A 22,236-nucleotide genomic window follows, 5' to 3' on the forward strand; every position below is an offset into this window, starting at 1 on the left:
AGTATCGAATGTATGTTCGACACTACCGGGGGGTAAAAGTGACGACGACAGTAATTGAACAGGCGATACCTGTGCAGGCGATATCCGAAGAGACGATCGGACAATTCAGAGCTTCACTCGCCAGCATAGATCGTTCCATCGACAATGCAGCACGTGTGGATCTTCTACGCGCATTGGAAGAATTGAAGGCCAGTTGTGCCGGGGCCCAAGCGTTGCTGGCTGCCGACCTCGATGCGTTGACCCGCAAAGACCGCAGCGAACGGGGTGTTCCGCGCGCTTACCAGGGCCGCGGGATCAACGCGCAGGTTGCACTCGCACGGAGAGAGTCGGTGTGGTTCGGAACTCGACATCTGAGCCTGGCCCGCGCACTGAACGACGAGATGCCGCACACACTTCGACTGCTCGTCCGTGGCTCCATCAGTGAGCATCAAGCGACAATCCTCATGCGCGAGACTGCGTGTCTCACAACCCAGGATCGCGCTACACTGGATCGCGAATTCTGCCGCGACGCTGCAATCTTGGCCGGATGCGGCGACCATCAACTGGCAGCAAGGATCCGCACACGCACTGCCGAGATCGACGCCGACAGTGTTGCCAGACGAGCACGCAAAGCCGTGGGAGACAGACGAGTGACGGCACGGCCTGCACCTGACACGATGTGCTATCTCAGTGTGCTACTTCCCGTTGCCGAAGGTATCGCCGTGCACGCCACGCTCAGGCGCGACGCAGATTCCGTTCTCGCCGGCGGGGACAAGCGCACGCATGCGCAAATCATGGCCGATCTCCTGGTCGAGCGTGTCACCGGAATCGGCCGCGCCACACCGACACCCATTACCGTGAATCTGGTTGTCTCCGATCAGTCATTACTGGGCGACAGCACCGACCCGGCACACGTCCACGGCTACGGACCCGTACCAGCCGACATTGCACGCGAATGGATCGCCAAGTCCAGCGAAGACTCCGACACGATGGCAACGGTCCGAAAGATCTACGCATGCCCCGACACCGGTGCGATGACCGCAATGGAATCAACGGCGAGAACCTTCCCGAAGGGGTTGGCGCGATTGATCGAACTCCGTGATCGAAGCTGTCGCACTCCGTGGTGCGACGCGCCGGTTCGCCACCGCGACCACATTCGCGATCACAAAATTGGCGGCCCCACCAGCGCAGCCAACGGCGCGGGGTTGTGCGCGGCATGCAATTACGCCAAGGAGGGCTTGGACTGGTCTGCCGAACCTGTACCAGGTAACCGGCATACCTTCACCACAACGACACCTACCGGGCACCGATATTCGTCTGTGGCTCCGCCACTTCCGACACCGTGGGCCGGTCCCGATGCGGCCTAAGTTCCTCGGTGAGCCAGTGCGTTCACGAACACCTCGGAAATCTCCGAGGGGTCGCGAGCGATGTATGTCGAACCGCCCGTCACACGGGAGATATCGGCGAGCGCCGCCGCATCAGCGTCGTCGGTGATGCCGATGGTGACGATGATGACCGGTCGAGCCGGATCCTGCTCGCGTGCAAGAACATCGAGCAGCTGTTCACGGCTGATACTGTCGGGGTCTTCGTTGGCACCGTCGGTCAAGATGATGACGCTGTTGACCGCTCGCGGATCATAAGATTCCTGAACCTTACGGAAGGCTGCCAGAGTCGTGTCGTACAGACCTGTGGCGCCACGCTTGAGTTCGGTGAGCCGGTTCGCCTGATCCGCCATCAACTTTCGTTGAGTCACGCCGTCGACGATGGTGTCGTAACGCCTGATCGGCACCAATTCCTGGAAGTCCTGGGTTCCGTTCATACCTTGGGAGAACGCCCACAGACCGGCGGCGACGCTGTCCGGGAAAACTTGATTGCCGGCAAGGGCCGCAGCAGTGGTCAGCTGCATACGCGTCTTGCCGCCGGCCGCCGGATAGTCCATCGACGCAGACACGTCGATCGCGACGAGTGTCCGGATCGGCTTGGCCATCAACGCCCAAGCACCCAGTGTCTGATCGGCCACCGACTGTTCGGACACGGTCAGTGCCGTGACGTCACCGACTCCACCTTCGACAGCTCCTCCGCCGGAAGTACGGAAACCGCTGCGTGTCAGAACCTCCTGCGCAGATTCACTGTGCAACAGGTCGGCGATGGCGTCACCCTTCTTCGCTGCGGCATAGTGCCGATCCGGTGCCGAAGCACTGACCACCAGGGGGTAATCCATGATCATGGTTCCCGTCGCCGGCACTGTCGCGGAAATCTTCGACTCGGCCTTCGTGAACTCGACTACCTGCTGCTCGGTCGAAACACCGACCTTCCCGGAGCTGACCAATTCGGTGAGCATCTTCTGTCCTACCGGCTGATCTTCGGTACGAACACTCTCGGCTTGGGCATGGGGTACGAGGGCCGCTCGAACCGATTCGGAGGTGGCGCCGGTCTCCGCGAGAGCTCCGAGAATGGGCGCCGATGCAACCCCGGTGAACAACGGATTGCCCAGCGCAAGATCGGGTAGCTGCAGCGCTGTGAGCCAACTGGCAAACTGTTCGCCACCGCCGGAGGCGAGGACGACGGGCGAGGTGGCGATCGAACCGCCGGCGGCAGCGACCGGTCCCTTCGCCGTCAATGCAGCTTTGCCGACCCACGCCGTCGAATCCGGTATCCACATGTCCGGAGCGTCCACGCCCTTACCCAAAGTTCCCGCGACGTCGCCCGGCAGCGCAGAGGTGACTGTGATCCGCGAACAGCCTGTCTGTTCCGGCGACGATTCAGCGAGGATCTCCGTCACTGCAGGCGCGATCGCAGGATCTGCTGCCAGCGAGTACTCGTCGACGCTCTCGCAGGAATCGGACTGTGTTGCCTTGAAGACCACCACTCCGGTGGCGACTACCGCGACGGCAACCAACCCACCCACTGCGTAGAACCCGATCGACCGCCCGCTGTCAGGACTCGAATGCCGTCCGCCCGCCATGAAATCTGTCCTTCCGAGGCCACTCGCACTAGGGCATACCGACGGCATGCGTGCGACTGGAGCTATCCCTACCGGGCGGTAGTGTAGCCAAGAACACAGAAAATCCAACTAGCGCTGAATCATCGGAGAACCGGCGAGCCCACATTCCGGGACAGGGCGGCCGAACTCACGATCCTTCAAGCGTCTCAGCGATTTTTCAGCAAACTGCTCTGCTCAGAACAGCTCGCGCTTCTGGACTTTGCCCATCGCATTACGCGGCAGAGTCTCGGCAAAGCGAACCTCACGGGGACGCTTGTGCGCCGACAACTCTGCCCCGACCAACTCGACCAATTCAGCTTCGGTGACCTCGCGGCTCCCGGGCTTGCGGACTACGACGGCGATTATCCGCTGCCCCAGGTCGGCGTCGGGGACACCGACCACCGCAACTTCGGACACCGAGGGGTGCCCGAGGATGGCGGTCTCGATCTCGCCGGCGCCGACTCTGAACCCACCGGTTTTGATCAAGTCGATGGATTCGCGGCCGACGATTCGGTGGAACCCACCCTCGTCGATGACGGCGACATCACCGGTCTTGAAGTAGCCGTCCTCCGTCCAGGACTCGGCGGTTGCGTCTGGACGGTTCAAGTAGCCGTCGAAAAGCATCGGCCCGCGTACCTGTAGGCCACCGATGCTCTCGCCGTCGTGTGGCACGTCGTTGCCCTTCTCGTCACGAAGACGAGTCTCGACACCGCGCAGCGGCACGCCGACCCACCCCGGGCGTCGCTCGCCGTCGAAACGCGTACTCAAGGTCAGCATCGTCTCACTCATGCCGTAACGCTCGATGGGCGTCAATCCTGTTCGCTCACGCAGCTTTTCGAAGACAGGCACAGGAAGGGGCGCACTACCGGAAACCAGAAGTCGGGCATCGGACAACGCATGGGCAGCTTCTTCGTCTTCGGCGATACGCGACCAGACGGTGGGGACACCGAAGTAGAGGGAGCCTTTCGCCCGCGCATAGTTTTCCGGCGTCGGCTTGACGGTGTGGATCACCCGGCTGCCGATCCGGAGGGGGCCGAGGATTCCGAGGATCAGTCCGTGCACGTGGAAGAGCGGAAGCCCGTGCACCAGGGTGTCTCGCCACGTCCAGTCCCAAGCCTCGCCGAGCGCATCGATCCCGGCTGCGATGGCCGAGCGACTGAGCAGAACACCCTTAGGTGGGCCGGTAGTTCCGGACGTGTACAGGACGAATGCTGTGGACTGCGGTGCCGGTTCGGGATAGCTGTGCCACGAGCGAGCGTGCAGTCGGACGGGAACTACCGGCAGGCCTTCGCAGTGGTCGTCCGTTTCGCCGAGCCACGCCTGAGCGCCGGAGTCACGCAGGATGTGCTCCCGCTCAGCCTTCCCCGAGTCCGGCGGTACCGGCACAACGGTGACGCCGGCAATCAATGCCCCGACGACGGCGAGGATCGTTTTTGCTGTGGGAGTTGCCAATACGGCAACCCGATCGGCCTGCGCCACTCGCTCCGCGACCGAGGTTGCGGCACCGAGAATGGCACTCCGCGAGAGAACCGTGTCACCGATCGTCACGGCGTCGTCGAGGTCGTCGCCGCGGGCGACAGCAAGGGGGTTCAGGGATCTCAGCAGCACCACGACAGCATCTCACAGCGCGGATGGTCGCAAACTTTCTCCCGCCCGACGTGCATCCATCGAGTGTGGTGGGAAGAGGGTCACCAGCGCCGCCCCCAAGAGCGCCCCGGAAAGCACGGCGAATCCGTGCGCGTCGTCGACCGTCACCAGCGTTGCGCCGCCGACCACAATCACGGCAGTCAGAACAATCTCGGGCATTCGAGGACGTACCAGAACCCCGATCCCGGCGGCCGCCGCTGCCAGCGCAAGTGTGGCACCGGAGTTGCCTGCGCCGGTCGACGGGAAGACTGCGGTGGTGAGCAAACCGAACAGCAGTTGACCGAGCAGGAAGAGAGCCCATCCGCGTGCGGCGCCCCAGAGTCGAAACGCCGGCGGCGCCACCACTGCCAACGTCACGAGATTGGTGACGGTTCCTGCGACCCCTCCGTCCTGGACGAGCACCGAGGTCAGAATGCGCCACCATTGACCGTCACGGATCATGGTGGGATCACGACGAAACATGTCCAGCAGTCCCGGCATCAGCGCCTGCAGGATCGACGGAACTGCCACCACCAGCCAAAGGACAGCGGCCGCAAGAGGGAAGTCTCCGAATATTCGACGATCCTTCAGCCAGGTGAGCATCAGCGCAACCGCGGCAACAACGACGGCGACAATCAGTACCGCGTCCAAGCCGCCGGTCCCTGAGGTGGTCACAGCGCGACCTTACATCGGACTGATACCGACATCAGGGAACCTGACACCTGCGAAAGCACACAGTTCAGGCGGAGAGGCGCTTTGCTGCCGCGGCGATTCGTTCGTCTGTTGCGGTGAGAGCGATCCGAACGTGCTTGCTCCCGCTCGGTCCGTAGAACTCACCGGGGGCAACGAGGATCCCGCGCTCGGCGAACCAACTGACCGTCGCTCGGCATTCCTCGCCGCGGGTTGCCCAGAGGTACAGGCCGGCCTCGGAATTGTCGACGGTGAATCCGGCGTCTCGAACAGCTTCGATCAACACGCTGCGACGCTCGCGGTACCGCTCGCGTTGGATGTTCTCATGTTGGTCGTCGCCCAAGGCCGCGGTCATCGCCGCCTGGATCGGGAGCGGCAGGATCATGCCCGCATGCTTGCGCACCTCGAGCAGTTCCGACACCAGAGCAAGGTCACCGGTGACGAACCCGGCGCGATAGCTCGCAAGGTTGGATGTCTTCGAAAGTGAATGGACCGCAAGCAAACCGGTCAGATCGCCGTCGTTGACTCGGGGATCGAGAATGGAGAGCGCATCTGCCTCCCAGGTCAATCCGAGGTAGCACTCGTCCGAGACGACGATGGCGCCGCGCTCGCGCGCCCAGGCCACGACCTTCTGCAAGTGCTCGAGGCCGAGCACCTTGCCGGTGGGGTTCGACGGCGAGTTCACGAAGATCATCGCCGCCGACTCGGGACCGAGCTTGTTCAAGCCGTCGGCACGCAAAACGCGGGCGCCTGCCAGCTTCGCCGCGACTTCGTAGGTCGGGTATGCCAACTCCGGAATGACCACTAGATCGTCGGCTCCGAGACCGAGCAATTTCGGCAGCCACGCGATCATTTCCTTGGTACCGATCGCCGGCAGCACCGCTGCCGGATCGACGTCGGGAATGTTGTAGCGGCGATCCAGAGACTCCGCCACGGCCTCACGAAGCGCGAGCGTGCCATGAGTCGTCGGATATCCGGGCACCTCGGCAACAGAGGCCAGAGCCTCCTGAATCACCGGATCCACCGGATCCACCGGCGTACCCACGGACAGGTTCACGATGCCGTCGGGATGAGAGTGCGCCTTTGCCGTGACGTCGGCGAGCGAATCCCACGGAAAATCAGGAAGCCCAGCGGCCACCGGAGTACGAGACAAGATCTCTATTCCTCACCCATGGGAGGCAGCGCCTTGATGAACGGCGTGTCGTAGTCGACCTTGCCGAGCTTGGCGGCCCCACCAGGCGAACCGAGATCGTCGAAGAAATCGACGTTGGTGCTGATGTACGCGTTCCACTGGTCCGGGACGTCGTCTTCGTAGAAGATGGCTTCGACGGGACAGACAGGCTCACACGCGCCGCAGTCGACACACTCGTCGGGGTGGATGTAAAGCATGCGTCCACCCTCGTAGATGCAGTCGACAGGGCATTCTTCGATGCACGCCTTGTCCATCACATCTACACACGGTTCAGCAATCGTGTAGGTCACTGCCGATCTCCCTGCCTTCCTGTCGTGCATCGCCGCCGCGACACGGAGTTGCTCGGGGCCGAAAATCCGATACGACTCTCACGTACCGCGGGAACAGCCTATTATCCCCCTGCCTACCGACTCTGAGCAGGCGGGGTAACACATTTCAGCCTACTGCGGTGATGTTCCTCGACCGAATCGCGATCCACTTCTCCCCCAGGGTGGCCGCGCGTACCAGTGCGCCCCGCTCACCGAGGTAGTCCGCCACGACGCCGACCACCGGAATCTTGCCGAATATCTCGTATGGTTTTGTCCGCGACGGCCGCTTGTGCAGCTCGTCCGTAATGGCACGGAAAGTCTTCGACGTGCGCCACAAGGTCCCGATCAGGGCGAAGGGGCGCCAGGTCTCGTCGGTGGCATTGACCGACTTTTCGGCGAAATCTTCGCCGGCGAGCAGATCTCGGGACTTGGTCTCACGCCGGCACAGCACCGACGCCAGGAGGTCCACCTGCTGATCCCGTTCCGTCACTCCGTGTTCACGGGCAACCGCAACGAGCACAACGGCCTGATTCGCGAAAGCCAGCAGATCCTGGATCGGCAACCGATTGAGGAGGACGCCGAAGATGCCGGGGAATGCGACGGCAACGGTGTTGAGTGCACCCAACCGGGTCGTCCACCACTTCGAGCGCTGCTCGTCGGTCATCACCGACCACGCCGCCGTCCCGGGGAACTTGACGACATCGAGGACCCAAGCGGCTGCGTCCAACACCATCGCGGCAGCGTTTCGCTCGGGATCGGTCGGCTCGAAGGTCCGACGCTTGATACCGAGCGGATCGCTGTAGGCGAGGTCGAGAACCGGGTTGATCCCCCAGACCGCTCGATCGAGAACCTCGACGACCTTGCGGTCCCCCAATACATCGGCCATCAGGCAATCGCTCCTTCGCGTCGTGCATGTGTGGTGGTTCGTTCGCGCGCCGGACGTCCGATTCCCTCGGCGATGGCGCGCAGTTCTGCGACGGTCTTCTCGGACCCGTGTTCGGAGCCGGCCATCCGCGAGATCGTCTCCTCCATCAGTGTTCCGCCGAGGTCGTTGGCTCCGCCGTTGAGCATCATCTGCGTCCCGGTGACGCCAAGTTTGACCCAGCTGGTCTGGATGTTGGGAATGCGTCCGTGCAGCATGATGCGTGCCAGTGCGTGCGCGGCACGGTTGTCCCGATTGGTCGGCCCTGGTCGTGAAGCGCCTGCCAGGTACAGTGGCGCACTCTGGTGAACGAACGGCAGAAGCACGAACTCCGTGAATCCGCCTGTGCGATCCTGGATTCCGCGAAGTACGTTCAGGTGCCCGACCCAGTGGTGCGGCTGATCGACGTGTCCGTACATCATCGTCGAACTCGACCGCAGTCCTACCTCGTGGGCCGTGGTGACCACTTCGATCCACTCCGCTGTCGGCAGTTTGCCCTTGGTGAGGATCCAGCGCACCTCGTCGTCGAGGATCTCGGCTGCCGTGCCGGGAATGGTGTCGAGGCCCGCCTCACGAAGGGCGGTCAGCCAATCCCTGATGCTTTCACCGCTGCGCGATGCGCCGTTCACGATCTCCATCGGTGAGAACGCGTGGACATGCATCGACGGCACGCGCTTCTTGACGGCCCGGACCAGGTCGGCATAACCGGTGACGGGTAGCTCCGGATCGATACCGCCCTGCATGCACACCTCGGTCGCGCCGGCGACGTGCGCCTCCCATGCACGGTCGGCGACCTGGTCTGCCGACAGTGTGAAGGCGTCGGCGTCGCCCTTGCGCTGCGCGAACGCACAGAACCGGCAGCCCGTATAGCAGATGTTGGTGAAGTTGATGTTCCGGTTCACGACATAGGTGACGTCCTCGCCGACGGCATCCTTGCGTAGCGCATCCGCGAGTGCCACAACGGCTTCCAAGCCGGGCCCCTCCGCGGTGGCCAGGGCAAGATAGTCGTCGTCCGAGCATCCGGCGGGGTCGCGTTCGGCACTGCGAAGCGCAGCCAACAGATCGGTGTCGACGCGAATCGGAGCACTGAGCTCGAGCACCTGTTCGCGCACGGTCTCCCAGTCGCCGAACGCACTGCCCAGGTCACTACGGGTCTCGGTGTTGCGCCCGTCTGTGTCGATCTCGCTGTTGAGATCGACGCGTCCGCTCGATTCCCAGGACTCGTCCGGCTCCTGCCACGGCCGACCCACCGGCTTGGTGTCGGGCAAGGCGAGGCCGGTCTTGGGGTCCGCCAGCGCCTGCACGTGACCCGCGATGCGCGGATCGATCCACGGAGCTCCGGCCAGGACATAAGCCGGCTGAGCCGCGGTGCGTTCGGTCAGCGCGAAGCCGCCCTCTGCGCTGATCTCGGCCAAGGTCTCGAGATTGGGCCACGGGCGCTCGGGGTTGACGTGATCGGGGGTCAGCGGTGATACCCCGCCCCAGTCGTCGACGCCTGCGCCGAGCAGCGCGAGGCACTCGCTGTTCGAGACGAGGTTCGGCGGACTCTGAATCCGCATCGTGGGCCCGAGCAGTAGGCGCGCGACGGCGATGGCCGCGAGAAATTCGTCAAGGCCTGCATCAGGGGTATTGCGCATCGCGGTATCAGGCTTGGCCAGGAAGTTCTGAATGATCACTTCCTGGATGTGGCCGAACGCCTTCTGCGACTTGCGTATCGCCATGATCGACTCGGCACGCTCGAGGAAGTTCTCCCCGATGCCCACGAGAATGCCGGTGGTGAACGGAATGTTCAGTCGGCCTGCGTCAGTCAGGGTGCGCAACCGAACCGTCGGGTCCTTGTCCGGGCTTCCGTAGTGGCATTCGCCCTTGTCGGTGAACAGCCGAGTTGCCGTCGTCTCGAGCATCATGCCCATCGACGGCGCAACGGGCTTGAGCCGCGAGAGTTCCTGCCAGCTCATCACACCGGGATTCAAGTGTGGGAGCAGTCCGGTCTCCTCGAGCACCCGAATCGACATCGCTCGCACGTAGTCGAGGGTGGAATCGTAGCCGCGTTCATCCAGCCACTGCTTTGCTTCCGGCCAGCGAGCCTCGGGGCGATCCCCCAGCGTGAACAAGGCTTCCTTGCAGCCCAATTCGGCGCCGGCCCGGGCAATGTCCAGAACCTCGTCCGGCTCAAGGAACATGCCGTGCCCTTCGGCACGCAGCTTCCCGGGCACGGTGACGAAGGTGCAGTAATGGCACTTGTCCTGGCACAGTCGGGTCAGCGGAATGAAAACTTTTCGCGAATACGTCACGGTGTTCGGCCGACCCGCTGCCAGCAGACCGGCATCGCGAACCTTGGCCGCCGAGGAACACAGATCGGTCAGATCGGCTCCCCGCGCCTGCAGCAGCGTTGCCGCCTCGTCGACATTGAGGGTCGCTCCGTCGCGTGCGCGACGGAGCACTCGCCGCATCGCCGACGCTGACGGGCCGGGCGACGGACTGGACGAGGCGGACGCGGAAATACCTGGCATCGGAAGCATGGTGGGTTTGCCGGAGTCATCACCAGTTCGGTTCACCTAGCGATCATGCGCCATGTGAGACGACTAGTGCCACCCGGTGCCAGAAGTAGGAGGCCTTACCGCCGCGATACCGCCTCGATCACGAGGGCCGGTAGTCGTCGTCGACCGAGACCTCGACGCGTTGATCCACCACGTCAGCCACAGGTGCGTCGAGCGGAATGTCGGTCAGATCGGGTTCTTCGGGGGCGTTTGGATCTACGGGTGTCGATTGTTCGAGCGCATCTGATTCCGGAGCCTCCGGGTCGAATGTCGCATCTTGTTCGGTCATCACGTGCTCCCTTCGCGGTCGCCACACTCCACGATAGGGCGGATGTCGACAGCTCGCCCCTCACTCGACCAAAGTAGTGCCCATGACTGCGCCGCAACCGCTGACCATGGCCGATCCACTATGGCGACCCAGCACCAAAGCCCCGAGGCTGTGGGCAATCACCGCCTCGCTGTTCTGGGTACCCGTCATCGTCGCCGAAATCGTCTGTGCCGTCTTGATACCCGGAATCCCGTCCTGGGTGGTCGGCACCGTATTCGCAGTCACCGTGCTCTTCGCGGCCACCTACATTCTGATGGTTCCGGCGTGGCGGTATCGCGTCCACCGATGGGAAATCAGTGACACCGCGGTATACACACGCACCGGCTGGTTCACCCAGGAACGACGCATTGCACCGATCTCGCGTGTGCAGACCGTGGACACCGAGCGCGGACCGATCGACCGCATGTTGGGTCTGGCAACGGTGACTGTCACTACGGCGTCGTCGGCCGGGGCTGTGAAAATCTCCGCACTCGACCAGGAAATCGCCGACCGCACAGTGGCTCAACTGACGGAGATCGCGGGCACCAACGTGGGAGACGCAACATGAACGAGAAACAGTTGGGCGAGACGACCGCGATCGAGATCCCCGCTGAGGCGGAAACGGCAGCTGCCGAGGCAGCCGAAGAGGAGCAGCCCTGGCTCCGCCTCGACCGACGCATGCTTCTGGTCCACCCTGTCAACGAAGTCGTCAAACTGCTCCCGGTCCTACTCGTCTCCTTAGTCCTCGGCAGCCAATCCGGAAACCACTGGTGGGGACTCGGCGTCGTCACTCTGCTCGTCGTCTTCGGTCTGTTGCGGTACTTCACCACCACGTACCGCATCGGGCCCGTTCACGTCCAACTCCGCACCGGGGTATTCCAGAAGAAGCTGCTCTCCGTCCCGCGTAGCCGCATCCGATCCGTCGACGTCGAGGCTGGTGTCATGCACCGACTGCTGGGGCTGTCGATCGTGCGCATCGGGACCGGCCAACGCGCTGGGGGCGGCCACGATTCGAACAAGTTCGAACTCAACGCCCTCTCGACCGCCCTGGTTCCGGACCTCCGTGCCGCACTGTTGGCCCGCGCGCAACAAGCACGCAACCTCGAGGTCCCCGGCGCTCCGGTCGAGAACATCGCCGAACCAGTCGACACCGAGATCGGTCACTGGGAGCCGAGTTGGGTTCGCTATGCCCCCTTTTCGTTCACGGGAATCGCCATCATCGCGGCAATCATCGGCATTTCCTTCCAATACGGCATCGGCACTGCCGTCGCGAAATCCTCGGCGGTCAGTGACAGCTTCGACTCACTCGAGAGCCTCGGCATCGCGGTGATGATCGTCATCGCACTCGTCGTGTTGCTGGTGCTGTCGAGCGCACTCGCCTGCGTCCAGTATCTGATCGCGTTCGGCAACATGAAACTCGCCTACAACGGCCGCATCCTGCACGTCAGCCACGGACTGTTGAAAACCCGGCAGACCACACTCGACCGAGCCCGCCTTCGCGGCACGACGCTCAAGGAACCGCTCCTGCTGCGTCTGGCCCGCGGCGCGCGCCTCGACGCCATCATGACGGGAGTGAGTGCCGAGAAGAAGGAATCGTCGCTACTGCTCCCGCAGGGACCACGCAGGGAGGCCGAGCGAGTGATGGCCACGGTGATCGGTGATTCACGACAAGCTTCCGCTCCCCTGATGAATCACGGCCCGGCCGCGCGGCGTCGCCGGTACACCCGAGCGCTGTTTCTGGCGGCAGTGGCGTTTCTGGCCTGCGTGGCGTGCGCGGCATCGGGGCTACACGTGCCGATTTACGCCTGGTTCGGGGTCGCTGTACTCGCGATCGGCGGCGCCGCCCTCGCCTACGACAGATACAACGGCCTCGGCCACGCAGTTCTGTCGGGATGGTTGATCACACGAAGCGGCTCGCTCGATCGCCAGCGTCACAGCCTCGAATCCGAAGGCGTCATCGGCTGGACGGTGCGCGAAACGTACTTCCAACGTCGCGCAGGCGTGGCAACCGTCATCGCCGCGACGCCCGCCGGCACCGGAAGCTACGAAGTGATCGATCTCCCCGCGGAGAACGCGTGGGCTTTGATCGAGGCCGTCACTCCGGGCGGAGGCGACGTCTGGGCAGGTCGTCGATGATGAGCCTCGCCAGCGAACCGAGACGTGATCGCTCCGGCTGGATGGTGGGAACACCGAGCAGTTCCAGCGGCGCGGCCGTCACCGGTCCGACGCAGTAGGTCGGTACCGGTCCGCGCATCGCTGCGACGAACCGCTCCAGCTCGCCCATCTCTTTTGCCGTGCTGAGCATCGAGGAGACCGCGGGGGCACTGGTGAAGGTCAGCGCGTCGATTGCGCCGGAACGAACTGCAGCAACCAGCGCGCGGACGGGCGACTGATCCGGCGGCCGGATCCACCGATAGACCGATACCGGAGTGACGATCGCGCCGGTATCGGCAAGGGAAGCGCTCAGATCCGTCAACGGCTCCCATTCGGTGATGGTGCCGTGCAACTGGACTGCGACGCGCAAGCCTGCCACTCCCTCGCTTCCGAGGTGCGCCAGAACTTCCTCGGACGACTCACCCGAAGGTGACCACTCCTCACGCAATCCGGCACCTCGGATGGCGCCCGTCGCTTTGGGGCCCCGGGCGACGATGCGTGTCCGGGCGAGAGCTCCGAGGAACTCGTCGGTCAAACCCCACGAGGCGACGGCGTCGAGCCATCCGCGAAAGCCGATTCCGGTACTGATCACGACCAGGTCCGGTGGATCGGCGATCAGGGCGGAAGTCTGGGTGCGCAGGTCTCGATCGTCCACCAACGGCAGCACGTGGATCACCGGAGTCCGCACGATCGCTGCACCTCGACGTTCGAGGAGCGTCGCAAATTCTTCGGCACGCCGTTCTGCGGTCAAGGCGATCGTCGCACCCGCCAGATCATGTTCAGCCACAGGCTGAGTGTCCCTTATGTATGGGTCACTTTCCTACGCGCGCGCCGAGGTCTGTTGCGAACTGAGGGTGGCAAGCCTGTTGATTGCCACTTTGAAAAGGAAAACTGCGGCCGGGGCGATCGCACCGACCAAAAGCAAGAACGTCAGTGGGGACGAAAGCACCAGCACGTCGCCGCCGGGGCCGCCCACCATGCACACCAAGAACCCGACGATCCAACCAGCGAGCGGCAATGCGGCCCTGCCCGGAGTCGTGACAGTGCGGGCCGCGATCACCAACACGAGGTTCGCAACCGCGGCTACGAGAATGCTCATGGGAAATGCCGTCGTACCGAGATGAGTCGGCAGGAACAGAACGGACAGCACCGCGCACAGGAATCCGTCGAAAATCAGGACGCCGAGGATGACAGGGTCGAGCCACGACAGCGACGTTCCTGTCGAGGCGTCCGTGTTCTTCTCGACCGTGATCATGGTTTTGATAGTGGTCTATCGGTCGTCATCGCGCGAGCGCGGGGTCCCCTCCCGACAAGCACCCCGGCTCGCGCCCGAAAGCACGAAGACGATCAGGGAACCGGCGGGAACCCGAGCAGCGTCAGCAGATGACTCTGCTGATCTGCGAATGCGTAGAGCGATCCGTAATACATGTCGTGGTAGTAACCAGCCATCGGACGCAACGAATCGACAAAGGCGACGATCTGGTTCTGCAGGTCCCAGTTGTACATTTCTTCAGCCCCCAGGCTTTGCTGTTACCGAAAGGACCACCCATCCGGTGACACGCATCACACACCACTACGGCGTCGATCGCAATGCCTGTGAGCCGACGCCCAGGTCAGGTGTGCAGCCCGCCGAACAGATCGCTCTCGCGACCGTCCTCAGCCACGGGACCGAGAGTCCCCGCCACCAACACAAAATGCTCGACCGTCAAGATCGGTTGAACTACGTTGTTCGACAATGCGAACTCGGCTCCGCTCGGGGCAACCGTCACCTGAGTCGAGTGGGCGCCCAATGCCCGCGCCTTCGCATCGATGACGCCGCGAACGTCGATCGCCGTCGTCACGTCTCCGTCTTCGACGCTCGGCAATTCCCCGGGCTCGGGCAGACGCCAGTTCGCCGGGAACTCGGAAATTGCCGCGATGCCGCGCTCGAGTCCGCTGCGCTCGGTCACGGTCCAGTAGAACTTCGGGGTCGACCACGGCTCGCCGGCCTCGGGATACGCCGTCGTTGCTGCAGCTTCGACGGCCGCTGTCGTGATCGTGTGTGCCTGGATGTGGTCCGGGTGCCCGTAGCCGCCGTTGGGGTCGTACGTGATCACCACGTGCGGCCTGATCTCACGAATGACGGCGACCACCGCGCCGACTGCCTCGTCGAGTCGAGCATTGACAAAAGCACGGGGATTGGCCGCCGACGGTGTGCCGATCATTCCGGAATCGCGATACCGACCGGCGCCGGCGAGGAATCGAGGAGCTGCACTGCCCAGGGCCGACAGAGCTGCGCTCAGTTCCGCAATCCGGTAGCCACCGAGTTGATCCGCCTCGGCAGCCACGAGCCCGGCCCACAGGTCACCGATCACTTCGCCTTCCTCCCCCAACGTGCAGGTGAGGACCGTGACCTCGGCGCCCTCGGACGCGTAACGCGCGATGGTGCCACCGGTGGTGATCGTTTCGTCGTCCGGATGTGCGTGCACCAACAGCAGTCGTTTCGCCGACGCGGTCACTTTGCCACCCTCACCCAGTCCGTAGCGTTTCCGAATATCCCCACCTGCACCGGCCCGTCGAGGACGACGCCCTCGACTCCGGTCCCGACCGCGACCAGCGCTCGGCTCTGCACGATCGGCAAGACCGCCGCAAGATCCCACAGCTTGGGTTCCGCATCGGCGATCAACGATCCGAGATCCCCGACGCCGCTGAGCGCTTCGTCGATCCGGCCTTGCAGCGCAGGATCGCACAGCCCGGACAGATTGCTCGGAGCCTCGACGCTTGTCGTGCGGACAGGCTCCGGAGACTGCGACGGCGCCGGTGCGGGTACCGCTGAACTTGTTGCCGGAGTGGAAGGTGCTGTCGGGCAACTGAACCGCGAGGCCAGTGAAGTGGCCGTGTCGGCGCCTGCGCGGCTCCAACCGACAATCATGTCAACGCGTCCTGCAGTCAGGTCCTCGCCGTAGAGTTCCTCCGGCGGCACCGATTCGACGGTCGCGAGGATCCCCACGTCGCGCAATTCGTCGGCCGCGGTGTTTGCCACGGCGATCGCGATGTCGTCGTTCTCGGGAGCACCTATCAGCAAGGTCAACTGAGCGCCGTCCCGGACGATCGATCCGACCGTTCCAGTGCCCGTGACGATTCCGGTGGGCGGTGCCGTCAGGTAGCCGGCTGCAGTCAGCTCGCCCAGCGCCTGCTCTCTGGTCGGCTTCGGCGGCGCGGTGGGCGCGTATCCCGGGTCCGACGGAGCGAGGATCTGAGCTTTCACCGGTGCCGACGCCGATTCACTCCCTGCCGCCACTACGGCGAGCAGGTCCGGATCGAGCAGTCCCAGAACACCTTTACGCACCCGAACGTCCGCGAAGTTCTTGCTGCGCCCGTTCACGTTGATGTCGAGAGTGCGCGGAACGTACGAGAATGCAGTACTGACCCCCGGGATCGCAGACAGCTGAATATCAGTGGCACTACCCGAATGAACTTGCGCCACTTGAGCATCGTCGGTGCGAAGTGCATCCGCCAACTGCGAAGCCGTTCCGCCGCGTCGCAGAACTATCTGATCCGGGTCGGACGGCTTGCCCCAGAATCGGTCGTTGCGCTCCAGCACGATCTCGTCGCGACCACGGTCGACAGAGCGCACGTGAAAGTGGGCTCCCGACACCGGAATCCCCTCACTCAATCCGGTGCTGAAACCGCCGGGAGTGTCCTTGATCAGGTGCGACGGAAGAATATCGGTGAACAACTCTCGCCACGCCGGGTACGGTGCACGCATCACGACGTTGACCGTCTTGCCACCGCCGGACGAGTTCACGTCGTCGATCATCTGATAGCCCGCTGGATTGACCACACCGGGAACCGAGATCATCTGCTGCCACAGATAGCGAAAGTCTTCTGCAGCAATGGGAGCACCGTCCGACCATTGAGCTTCGTTGCGCAGTTGGTAGCGAATCGTGAACGGAGCCTCTGACGTCACTTCAGCCGAAACGAGAAAAGAATCGTCGATCGCCCACTCCGTCGCACCAGGTTGCGTCGGCGAATTGATCGGGCGAAACGCACTGGGCAGCACGAGGTTGCCGACTGCGGAGTTGACCGGCGACTGATCCGCGAGCAGGTGCGGGTTGAATCCGCCTCCTACCTCGTCGATTGCCACAGTGACCTGCTTCATCGCCGGAACGACGGGAGTCGGTGTGGGCTTGACGGTTTCGGTGCTCTCGACCGGAGGCGGCGGATCGGCTGTACATGCTGTCAGCGACAACGCCGTCACTGCCACTGCCAACGCCAGGTAGCGACGTCCTGAGGCCACAGACAATTCCTTCCGTACGGGGCCGCGTCGCCCCTTCGCACTCGATTTCCGGGCAGAACTTTCGCCCGGAAACCATGAAGGCGAATGTACCTTTCCGCCGAAAACTCGGCTGAAAGGCACATCCGCCTGTCAGGTTGTAACCGACGAAAGACTACAGAGCAGCCTTGTCGCGAGACTTGCTGCGCGAACGCTCGCGAGCGCGCTCGGTTGCATTGAGATGCACCTTGCGAACGCGGACGTCCTCAGGGGTGACCTCGACGCACTCGTCGCCGGAGCAGAATTCCATGGCCGCTTCGAGCTCGAGCTTGATGGGCTTCGCGAGGGTCTCCATCACGTCTGCGGACGACTGACGCATGTTGGTCAGCTTCTTCTCGCGGGTGACGTTGATGTCGAGGTCTTCCTGGCGGGGGTTGATACCGACGACGTGGCCCTCGTAGGTGTCGGCGCCGGGCTCGACGAAGAAGGTTCCGCGGTCAGCCAGCTGGATCATCGCGAACGGCGTCACTGTGCCGGAACGGTCCGACACGAGCGAACCTGTGTGGCGTGCACGAATCTCGCCGGCCCAGGGGCCGTACCCGTCGAAGACGGCGTTGGCGATGCCGGTTCCGCGGGTATCCGTGAGGAATTCCGTACGGAAGCCGATAAGGCCACGTGAGGGAACGATGAACTCCATACGAACCCAGCCCTGACCGTGGTTCGACATCTGAACCATCTTGCCCTTGCGGTTGGCCAGGAGCTGAGTGATGGCACCGAGGTACTCCTCGGGGCTGTCGATGGTCAGCTCTTCGAAAGGCTCGTGGATCTTGCCGTCGACAGTCTGAGTAACCACCTGCGGCTTTCCGACGGTCAGCTCGAAGCCTTCGCGACGCATCTGCTCGACGAGGATGGCGAGCGCGAGCTCTCCACGACCCTGGACCTCCCACGCATCAGGACGACCGATGTCGAGGACCTTGAGCGAGACGTTACCGACCAGCTCCTGGTCCAGGCGAGCCTTGACCATGCGTGAGGTGAGCTTGTGACCCTTGACGCGGCCGACCAGCGGTGAGGTGTTGGTACCGATCGTGACCGAGATAGCCGGCTGATCGACAGTGATGCGAGGCAGCGCAACCGGGTTGTCGAGGTCGGCGAGCGTGTCGCCGATCATGATGTCCGGGAAGCCCGCAACAGCGCAGATATCGCCGGCAAGCGCAACCTCTGCGGGAACACGCTCGACACCGATGGTGGTGAGCAGTTCGGTGATCTTGGTCTTGGTGATGACAGGCTCGCCGTCGACCTCCCGGCACCAGGACACGGTCTGGCCCTTGCGCAGTTCGCCGTTGTGGATGCGGACGAGTGCGAGGCGACCGAGGAACGCCGAGGCGTCGAGGTTGGTGACGTGGGCCTGAAGCGGCGCGTCGACCGTTCCCTTGGGGGCCGGGACGTACTCCATCAGAACCTGGAACAGTGCGGTGAGGTCTTCGGCGTCGGGTGCGTGACCGTTCTCGGGCTGCACCGTCGAAGCCTTGCCCTCGCGGCCGGAGGCGTAGAGAACCGGTAGCCCGAGCGCAAGCTCGGCGGCCTCGGCGGCCTCGTCGGAGAGATCGGACGCGAGGTCCAGGAGCAAGTCCTGAGCCTCGGAGACAACCTCTTCGATGCGAGCATCGGGACGGTCGGTCTTGTTGACGACCAGGATGACGGGCAGCGAGGCAGCAAGTGCCTTACGCAGCACGAAACGCGTCTGCGGAAGCGGGCCCTCGGACGCATCGACGAGCAGGACGACGCCGTCGACCATGGACAGACCGCGCTCGACCTCGCCACCGAAATCGGCGTGGCCGGGGGTGTCGATGACGTTGATGACGGTGACCGAACCATCCTCGTTGCGCTTGTGCACCGAGGTGTTCTTCGCGAGGATCGTGATGCCCTTCTCGCGTTCGAGGTCGCCGGAGTCCATGACGCGATCGACCAGCTCGGCGCGCTCCTCGAACGCGCCGGACTGACGAAGCATGGCGTCGACGAGGGTGGTCTTGCCGTGGTCGACGTGTGCGACGATGGCAACGTTACGGAAGCTGGTAGTGGTCACGCGATGGCTCTCCTGGCTGAGTTGATTCGGCCACGCGAAAGTCAAGTCGCACGGCTCTTCTGGTGGCCGCTGCACGAGTGTGTGATCCGAATCAGGGCACGAATCGCCTGAATAGGCACCGCGGCCTAGTAAATACTACTCGCTCCGAGCGGATACTCCTGCATTGTGCGGCCTCGATCACCGCTCCCACCAGCCAATAGTGATCTGCACCACGCTGAAGCGCGTAGGATTACGACCTGGAGAAACAGGATATTTAAGGGTACGCTAACCTCGTTCCAAGAGCGGGCTCTCCGCCGTAGTGAAACAGGAAAGCCGCAGCGTCACATGGGAAAAGTCAAAGCAAGCAAGGTCTCGAAGCTCAAGCCGAAAAAGAAGTGCTGCCGCAAGAAGACGCGGTGCATCAAGTGCCCCGTCGTCATCATGCGGATGAAGAAGCTCGAGAACGAGGGCGCATCCAAGAAGGAACTCAAAGCCGGCCTCAAGAAGGCCCGTGCGGCGTAGGCGCCCTCAACTCCTCCAGCAGTTCGGGCATCCAGGCCCGATCGTTGTCGACCAGATCGATCGACAGGAGTTCTTCGGCGTCGACCCATGCCAACTGAGCATGGTCGAGAGCGACCGGTTCGCCGGACACCAACTCCGCCCGGTACGCCCGCAAGACCAACCCAGGCGACAGGGGCACATCGACGCCGATTCTGGCGCCGCACCGAACTTCGACCGCGAGTTCTTCGAGTAGCTCTCGCACCAACGCGTTCTGCGGTGACTCGAACTCCTCGACCTTCCCGCCCGGCAGTTCCCAGCGGCCGGCCAACGCCGGCGGACTCGTCCGCTGCGCGAGGAGCAGCCTTCCCCCACGGAAGATCGCGCCGGCAACAACTTCGCGATCCCTTGCAGGCACATCACTCATCGCACCATGATGGAGTATGGCCACTTTGTTGTCCGACTCCGCAATCCAAAGCGCGCTCGACGAACTGCCTGCCTGGCAGCTGTCCCCGGGCTCGATCACTCGCACCGTCGACTCCGCGACCTTCCCGGACGCGATCGCCCTTCTCCAACGCATCGCGGCCGTCGCCGAGGCCGCAGATCACCATCCCGACATCGATGTTCGATGGCGCAAGGTCACTTACACGCTCTCGACACACTCGGCCGGCGGACTCACCGATCTGGACTTCGACCTGGCCCGTCGAATTGACGTACTTGTCGACGATTCGGTCCGTTTCGACTGATCTTCGAGTGAACAATCCTCGCAATCTGACGTAACAGTTGCATCAACTTTCACATAGATCACTTCAGTCACAGGTATGGTCGCCGTAAATCACGATCGAGGCCGGTCATGCCATAGACTCCCCCGGTGCGTAGCTGCTCAGCAACTGAACAGCTGTACAACCCGGGGGCTCTGTACATAGAGTGACCCCTCGAGCCGTCAAACGCGGAGCTCGCCTAGGCGCCCGCGCGGTATGACTAAGGATGGGGAAACAGTGCTTCGAACCCGAGGTATGCGAAAGGCGTTCACCGCCGTCGCTATTGCCGCAGTAGCAGGACTGGCATTGCCGGCACAGGCAATGGCCGATCCGGCAGCACCGCCCGCACCCGAAAGTGTTCCGATCGAGTTCCTCGCATCGTTTGCGCCCGCCATCATCGGCGCCGCTGCAGGTCCGGCTGACGTCGCCGGCGGCCCGCAGCAAGCGTTGCTCGACCAGGCTCGTGCGATCCTGAACTCCCCCGGCATTCCGCCCGAGATCAAAGCCACTCTCGAGAAGGTCATCACCTTCCTCGACGGCAGCGGCGGCGGCGGACCGGAAATCCCGAACGAGAATGCACCTGTCATCGCGCAGTTCCTCTACCCGACGCTGGGCAAGGGCTGCATCTCGGCAACCGCCGATTCGGTCGGAACCGCACTTGCTGTTCCCGGCCCGGCTCACCTGCCTCCTCCCGGCCCCGCCGCCGGTCAGGCCGGATTCGTCTTCACCGCTCTCGGTACGGCTCCCGCCGTCGACGACCAGCCGGTGCCGATGACCGTGACCTGGGTCAACATCGACAACCAGCGCAGCGCCACCCAGAACCTGACCAACGCCGCGCGCATCAACCCGGACGGCCCCGCCACCCTGTCGGCTATCGCCGATACAGGCCCCGGACGCGTCCTCTCGGTGATCAGCGGTTCGCTGACCACCCAGCCGGAAGGCGCAGAACGCATCACCTGCAGCTTCCTGCCGACCGTGGGCATGTTCGCGGTCGCTTGATCGAAGTCTTGTGAAAGGGACCCGCCGAATTTCGGTGGGTCCCTTTTGCATCTCCGATCACCGTGATAGACCCGATAGATGGGACATCTAAGAGTGGACATCACGCATGGCCGTTCAGACCAGAAATCAAGCCCAGACGACCAGTCGATACGGTCGCACAAGTCGACTCGATCGATACTGTCCATCCGATCCGAGGGGTCCATTCTCTCGATCGGATCGGCGTACTCGATTCTGTCGATCGGTAGCGTCGGCTCATTTCTGTCCATCGGAAGCATCGGATCGACGGCATCGGTGTTGAGTTCGGGCTCGTTCGCCAGTCTCGGGTCCGCACTGTCCGGTCTCTCACGCTGGTCGTTGCTCTCCTGGCGTGGAAATCATGCAGCGCCCGAAGAACATCCGAAACTTGTTGTCATTGCGCCGGAATCGGATTCGAGCGATCCGGACCGCTCGTTGCGGTCCGTTTCGCACTCTCAGACCTGATCCGGTCGCGGCCAGTCGCGGCCCTCCAAGTTCTCCACCGAGTGATTGAATTGCCGGAGTAGATCACCGAGCGCAAGGCGCTGCTCCGGCGTCCACTCGCGCAAGACCTTTTCGACGCCCGCTGTCGAATGTTCGCGATCAGCACGAAGTTTCGACAACCCCAGCGCTGTCGGCCGCACCTTTCGTGCCAGGCCACCGTCCGGATCCTCCACCCGCTCCACCAAGCCCAACCTGCGTAGCGCACCGATCTGCCTGTTGATGGTCGAGATGTCGAGGGAGAAAGCGCAGGAGAGCTCCTTGAGGCTCATGGGATGCTGTAATTCCAGTCGTCCGAGCAGCAGATACGCCGACCGGTCCAGATGAAGTTCCGCCCGTTGAGCGAGCGCGTGGTAGCGCGAGAGCAGAGTCAACTCGTACTCGATATTCACCAGTTCGGGGTCCCGGTCCATCTTCATATTGTGCAGACTACACACGATGTGT

General features: G+C 63.3%; 23 protein-coding genes. 7 read left to right on the forward strand and 16 right to left on the reverse strand.

The window, feature by feature from the left end; all coding sequences use genetic code 11:
• Window positions 1-38: 38 nt before the first annotated feature.
• On the forward strand, window positions 39-1,346 hold the full coding sequence (locus QM716_RS00510) for an HNH endonuclease signature motif containing protein (RefSeq protein ID WP_349307337.1): 1,308 nt from the start codon (window positions 39-41) through the stop codon (window positions 1,344-1,346).
• On the opposite strand, the gene QM716_RS00515 is transcribed toward QM716_RS00510, so the two are convergent.
• From QM716_RS00515 to QM716_RS00550, 8 genes are all read right to left on the reverse strand, one after another.
• Window positions 1,343-2,944, reverse strand: coding sequence for a substrate-binding and VWA domain-containing protein (locus tag QM716_RS00515; RefSeq protein WP_283301513.1), 1,602 nt, complete (start codon window positions 2,942-2,944; stop codon window positions 1,343-1,345). The two genes, QM716_RS00510 and QM716_RS00515, sit on opposite strands and share 4 nt — an antisense overlap.
• A gap of 213 nt (window positions 2,945-3,157) precedes the next feature.
• The gene (locus tag QM716_RS00520; protein WP_283301516.1) at window positions 3,158-4,570 is read right to left on the reverse strand and encodes an acyl-CoA synthetase; all 1,413 of its coding nucleotides are present in this window, start codon (window positions 4,568-4,570) and stop codon (window positions 3,158-3,160) included.
• A gap of 12 nt (window positions 4,571-4,582) precedes the next feature.
• Window positions 4,583-5,263: a rhomboid family intramembrane serine protease gene (locus tag QM716_RS00525; RefSeq protein WP_283301518.1), complete on the reverse strand. Its 681-nt coding sequence runs from the start codon at window positions 5,261-5,263 to the stop codon at window positions 4,583-4,585.
• 64 nt (window positions 5,264-5,327) lie between these two features.
• Window positions 5,328-6,431, reverse strand: coding sequence for a succinyldiaminopimelate transaminase (dapC, locus tag QM716_RS00530; RefSeq protein ID WP_283301521.1), 1,104 nt, complete (start codon window positions 6,429-6,431; stop codon window positions 5,328-5,330).
• A gap of 5 nt (window positions 6,432-6,436) precedes the next feature.
• Window positions 6,437-6,760, reverse strand: a complete 324-nt coding sequence (fdxA, locus tag QM716_RS00535) for a ferredoxin (protein WP_003945248.1) — start codon at window positions 6,758-6,760, stop codon at window positions 6,437-6,439.
• A 145-nt stretch (window positions 6,761-6,905) separates the two neighbouring features.
• Complete coding sequence (locus QM716_RS00540) at window positions 6,906-7,664, reverse strand: hypothetical protein (RefSeq protein WP_283301524.1); 759 nt, start codon at window positions 7,662-7,664, stop codon at window positions 6,906-6,908.
• Window positions 7,664-10,222 (reverse strand): bifunctional FO biosynthesis protein CofGH, encoded by a 2,559-nt coding sequence (locus QM716_RS00545; protein ID WP_283302995.1) that lies wholly within the window; start codon window positions 10,220-10,222, stop codon window positions 7,664-7,666. The genes QM716_RS00540 and QM716_RS00545 overlap by 1 nt, the downstream gene beginning before the upstream one ends.
• Window positions 10,223-10,340: 118 nt before the next feature.
• Entirely contained in the window at window positions 10,341-10,529 is a 189-nt protein-coding gene (locus tag QM716_RS00550; RefSeq protein ID WP_283301526.1) for an Rv3202a family protein, read from the reverse strand.
• 82 nt (window positions 10,530-10,611) lie between these two features.
• On the opposite strand from QM716_RS00550, the gene QM716_RS00555 reads away from it, so the two are divergent.
• Both QM716_RS00555 and QM716_RS00560 read left to right on the forward strand, forming a co-directional pair.
• Window positions 10,612-11,115, forward strand: a complete 504-nt coding sequence (locus QM716_RS00555; RefSeq protein WP_214885416.1) for a PH domain-containing protein — start codon at window positions 10,612-10,614, stop codon at window positions 11,113-11,115.
• Entirely contained in the window at window positions 11,112-12,683 is a 1,572-nt protein-coding gene (locus QM716_RS00560) for a PH domain-containing protein (RefSeq protein WP_283301530.1), read from the forward strand. Before QM716_RS00555 ends, QM716_RS00560 begins: the two co-directional genes overlap by 4 nt.
• Here QM716_RS00560 and QM716_RS00565 read toward each other — a convergent pair.
• The 6 genes from QM716_RS00565 to typA form a co-directional block, all read right to left on the reverse strand.
• Window positions 12,643-13,488, reverse strand: a complete 846-nt coding sequence (locus tag QM716_RS00565) for a uroporphyrinogen-III synthase (RefSeq protein ID WP_283301532.1) — start codon at window positions 13,486-13,488, stop codon at window positions 12,643-12,645. The genes QM716_RS00560 and QM716_RS00565 overlap by 41 nt on opposite strands.
• Before the next feature lie 33 nt (window positions 13,489-13,521).
• Window positions 13,522-13,956 (reverse strand): hypothetical protein, encoded by a 435-nt coding sequence (locus tag QM716_RS00570; RefSeq protein ID WP_283301534.1) that lies wholly within the window; start codon window positions 13,954-13,956, stop codon window positions 13,522-13,524.
• A 92-nt stretch (window positions 13,957-14,048) separates the two neighbouring features.
• Window positions 14,049-14,207, reverse strand: a complete 159-nt coding sequence (locus QM716_RS00575) for a hypothetical protein (RefSeq protein WP_019744522.1) — start codon at window positions 14,205-14,207, stop codon at window positions 14,049-14,051.
• A gap of 107 nt (window positions 14,208-14,314) precedes the next feature.
• A complete protein-coding gene (gene mshB, locus QM716_RS00580) occupies window positions 14,315-15,199 on the reverse strand; it encodes an N-acetyl-1-D-myo-inositol-2-amino-2-deoxy-alpha-D-glucopyranoside deacetylase (RefSeq protein WP_283301536.1) in 885 nt (294 codons plus the stop codon).
• Window positions 15,196-16,980: an ABC transporter family substrate-binding protein gene (locus QM716_RS00585; RefSeq protein WP_283301538.1), complete on the reverse strand. Its 1,785-nt coding sequence runs from the start codon at window positions 16,978-16,980 to the stop codon at window positions 15,196-15,198. The genes mshB and QM716_RS00585 overlap by 4 nt, the downstream gene beginning before the upstream one ends.
• 151 nt (window positions 16,981-17,131) lie before the next feature.
• Window positions 17,132-19,039, reverse strand: coding sequence for a translational GTPase TypA (gene typA, locus QM716_RS00590; RefSeq protein ID WP_283301541.1), 1,908 nt, complete (start codon window positions 19,037-19,039; stop codon window positions 17,132-17,134).
• Window positions 19,040-19,363: 324 nt separating this feature from the next.
• Here typA and QM716_RS00595 point away from each other — a divergent pair, with 324 nt between their 5' ends.
• On the forward strand, window positions 19,364-19,540 hold the full coding sequence (locus tag QM716_RS00595) for a hypothetical protein (protein WP_230814144.1): 177 nt from the start codon (window positions 19,364-19,366) through the stop codon (window positions 19,538-19,540).
• Here the strand turns inward: QM716_RS00595 and QM716_RS00600 are convergent.
• Complete coding sequence (locus QM716_RS00600; RefSeq protein WP_283301544.1) at window positions 19,518-19,943, reverse strand: (deoxy)nucleoside triphosphate pyrophosphohydrolase; 426 nt, start codon at window positions 19,941-19,943, stop codon at window positions 19,518-19,520. The genes QM716_RS00595 and QM716_RS00600 overlap by 23 nt on opposite strands.
• A 16-nt stretch (window positions 19,944-19,959) precedes the next feature.
• Between QM716_RS00600 and QM716_RS00605 the strand changes: the two genes are divergently transcribed.
• The 3 genes from QM716_RS00605 (at window position 19,960) to QM716_RS00615 (ending at window position 21,756) form a co-directional block, all read left to right on the forward strand.
• Entirely contained in the window at window positions 19,960-20,262 is a 303-nt protein-coding gene (locus QM716_RS00605) for a 4a-hydroxytetrahydrobiopterin dehydratase (protein ID WP_283301546.1), read from the forward strand.
• A 270-nt stretch (window positions 20,263-20,532) separates the two neighbouring features.
• Complete coding sequence (locus QM716_RS00610) at window positions 20,533-21,276, forward strand: Rv1157c family protein (protein ID WP_283302997.1); 744 nt, start codon at window positions 20,533-20,535, stop codon at window positions 21,274-21,276.
• 78 nt (window positions 21,277-21,354) lie between these two features.
• Window positions 21,355-21,756, forward strand: coding sequence for a hypothetical protein (locus QM716_RS00615; protein WP_283301548.1), 402 nt, complete (start codon window positions 21,355-21,357; stop codon window positions 21,754-21,756).
• Here the strand turns inward: QM716_RS00615 and QM716_RS00620 are convergent.
• Window positions 21,747-22,205, reverse strand: a complete 459-nt coding sequence (locus QM716_RS00620) for a MarR family winged helix-turn-helix transcriptional regulator (protein ID WP_283302999.1) — start codon at window positions 22,203-22,205, stop codon at window positions 21,747-21,749. The genes QM716_RS00615 and QM716_RS00620 overlap by 10 nt on opposite strands.
• Window positions 22,206-22,236: the final 31 nt, after the last annotated feature.

Origin of the sequence: Rhodococcus sp. IEGM 1409, assembly GCF_030056735.1 — a bacterium.
In the GTDB taxonomy this organism is placed as follows: domain Bacteria; phylum Actinomycetota; class Actinomycetes; order Mycobacteriales; family Mycobacteriaceae; genus Rhodococcus_F.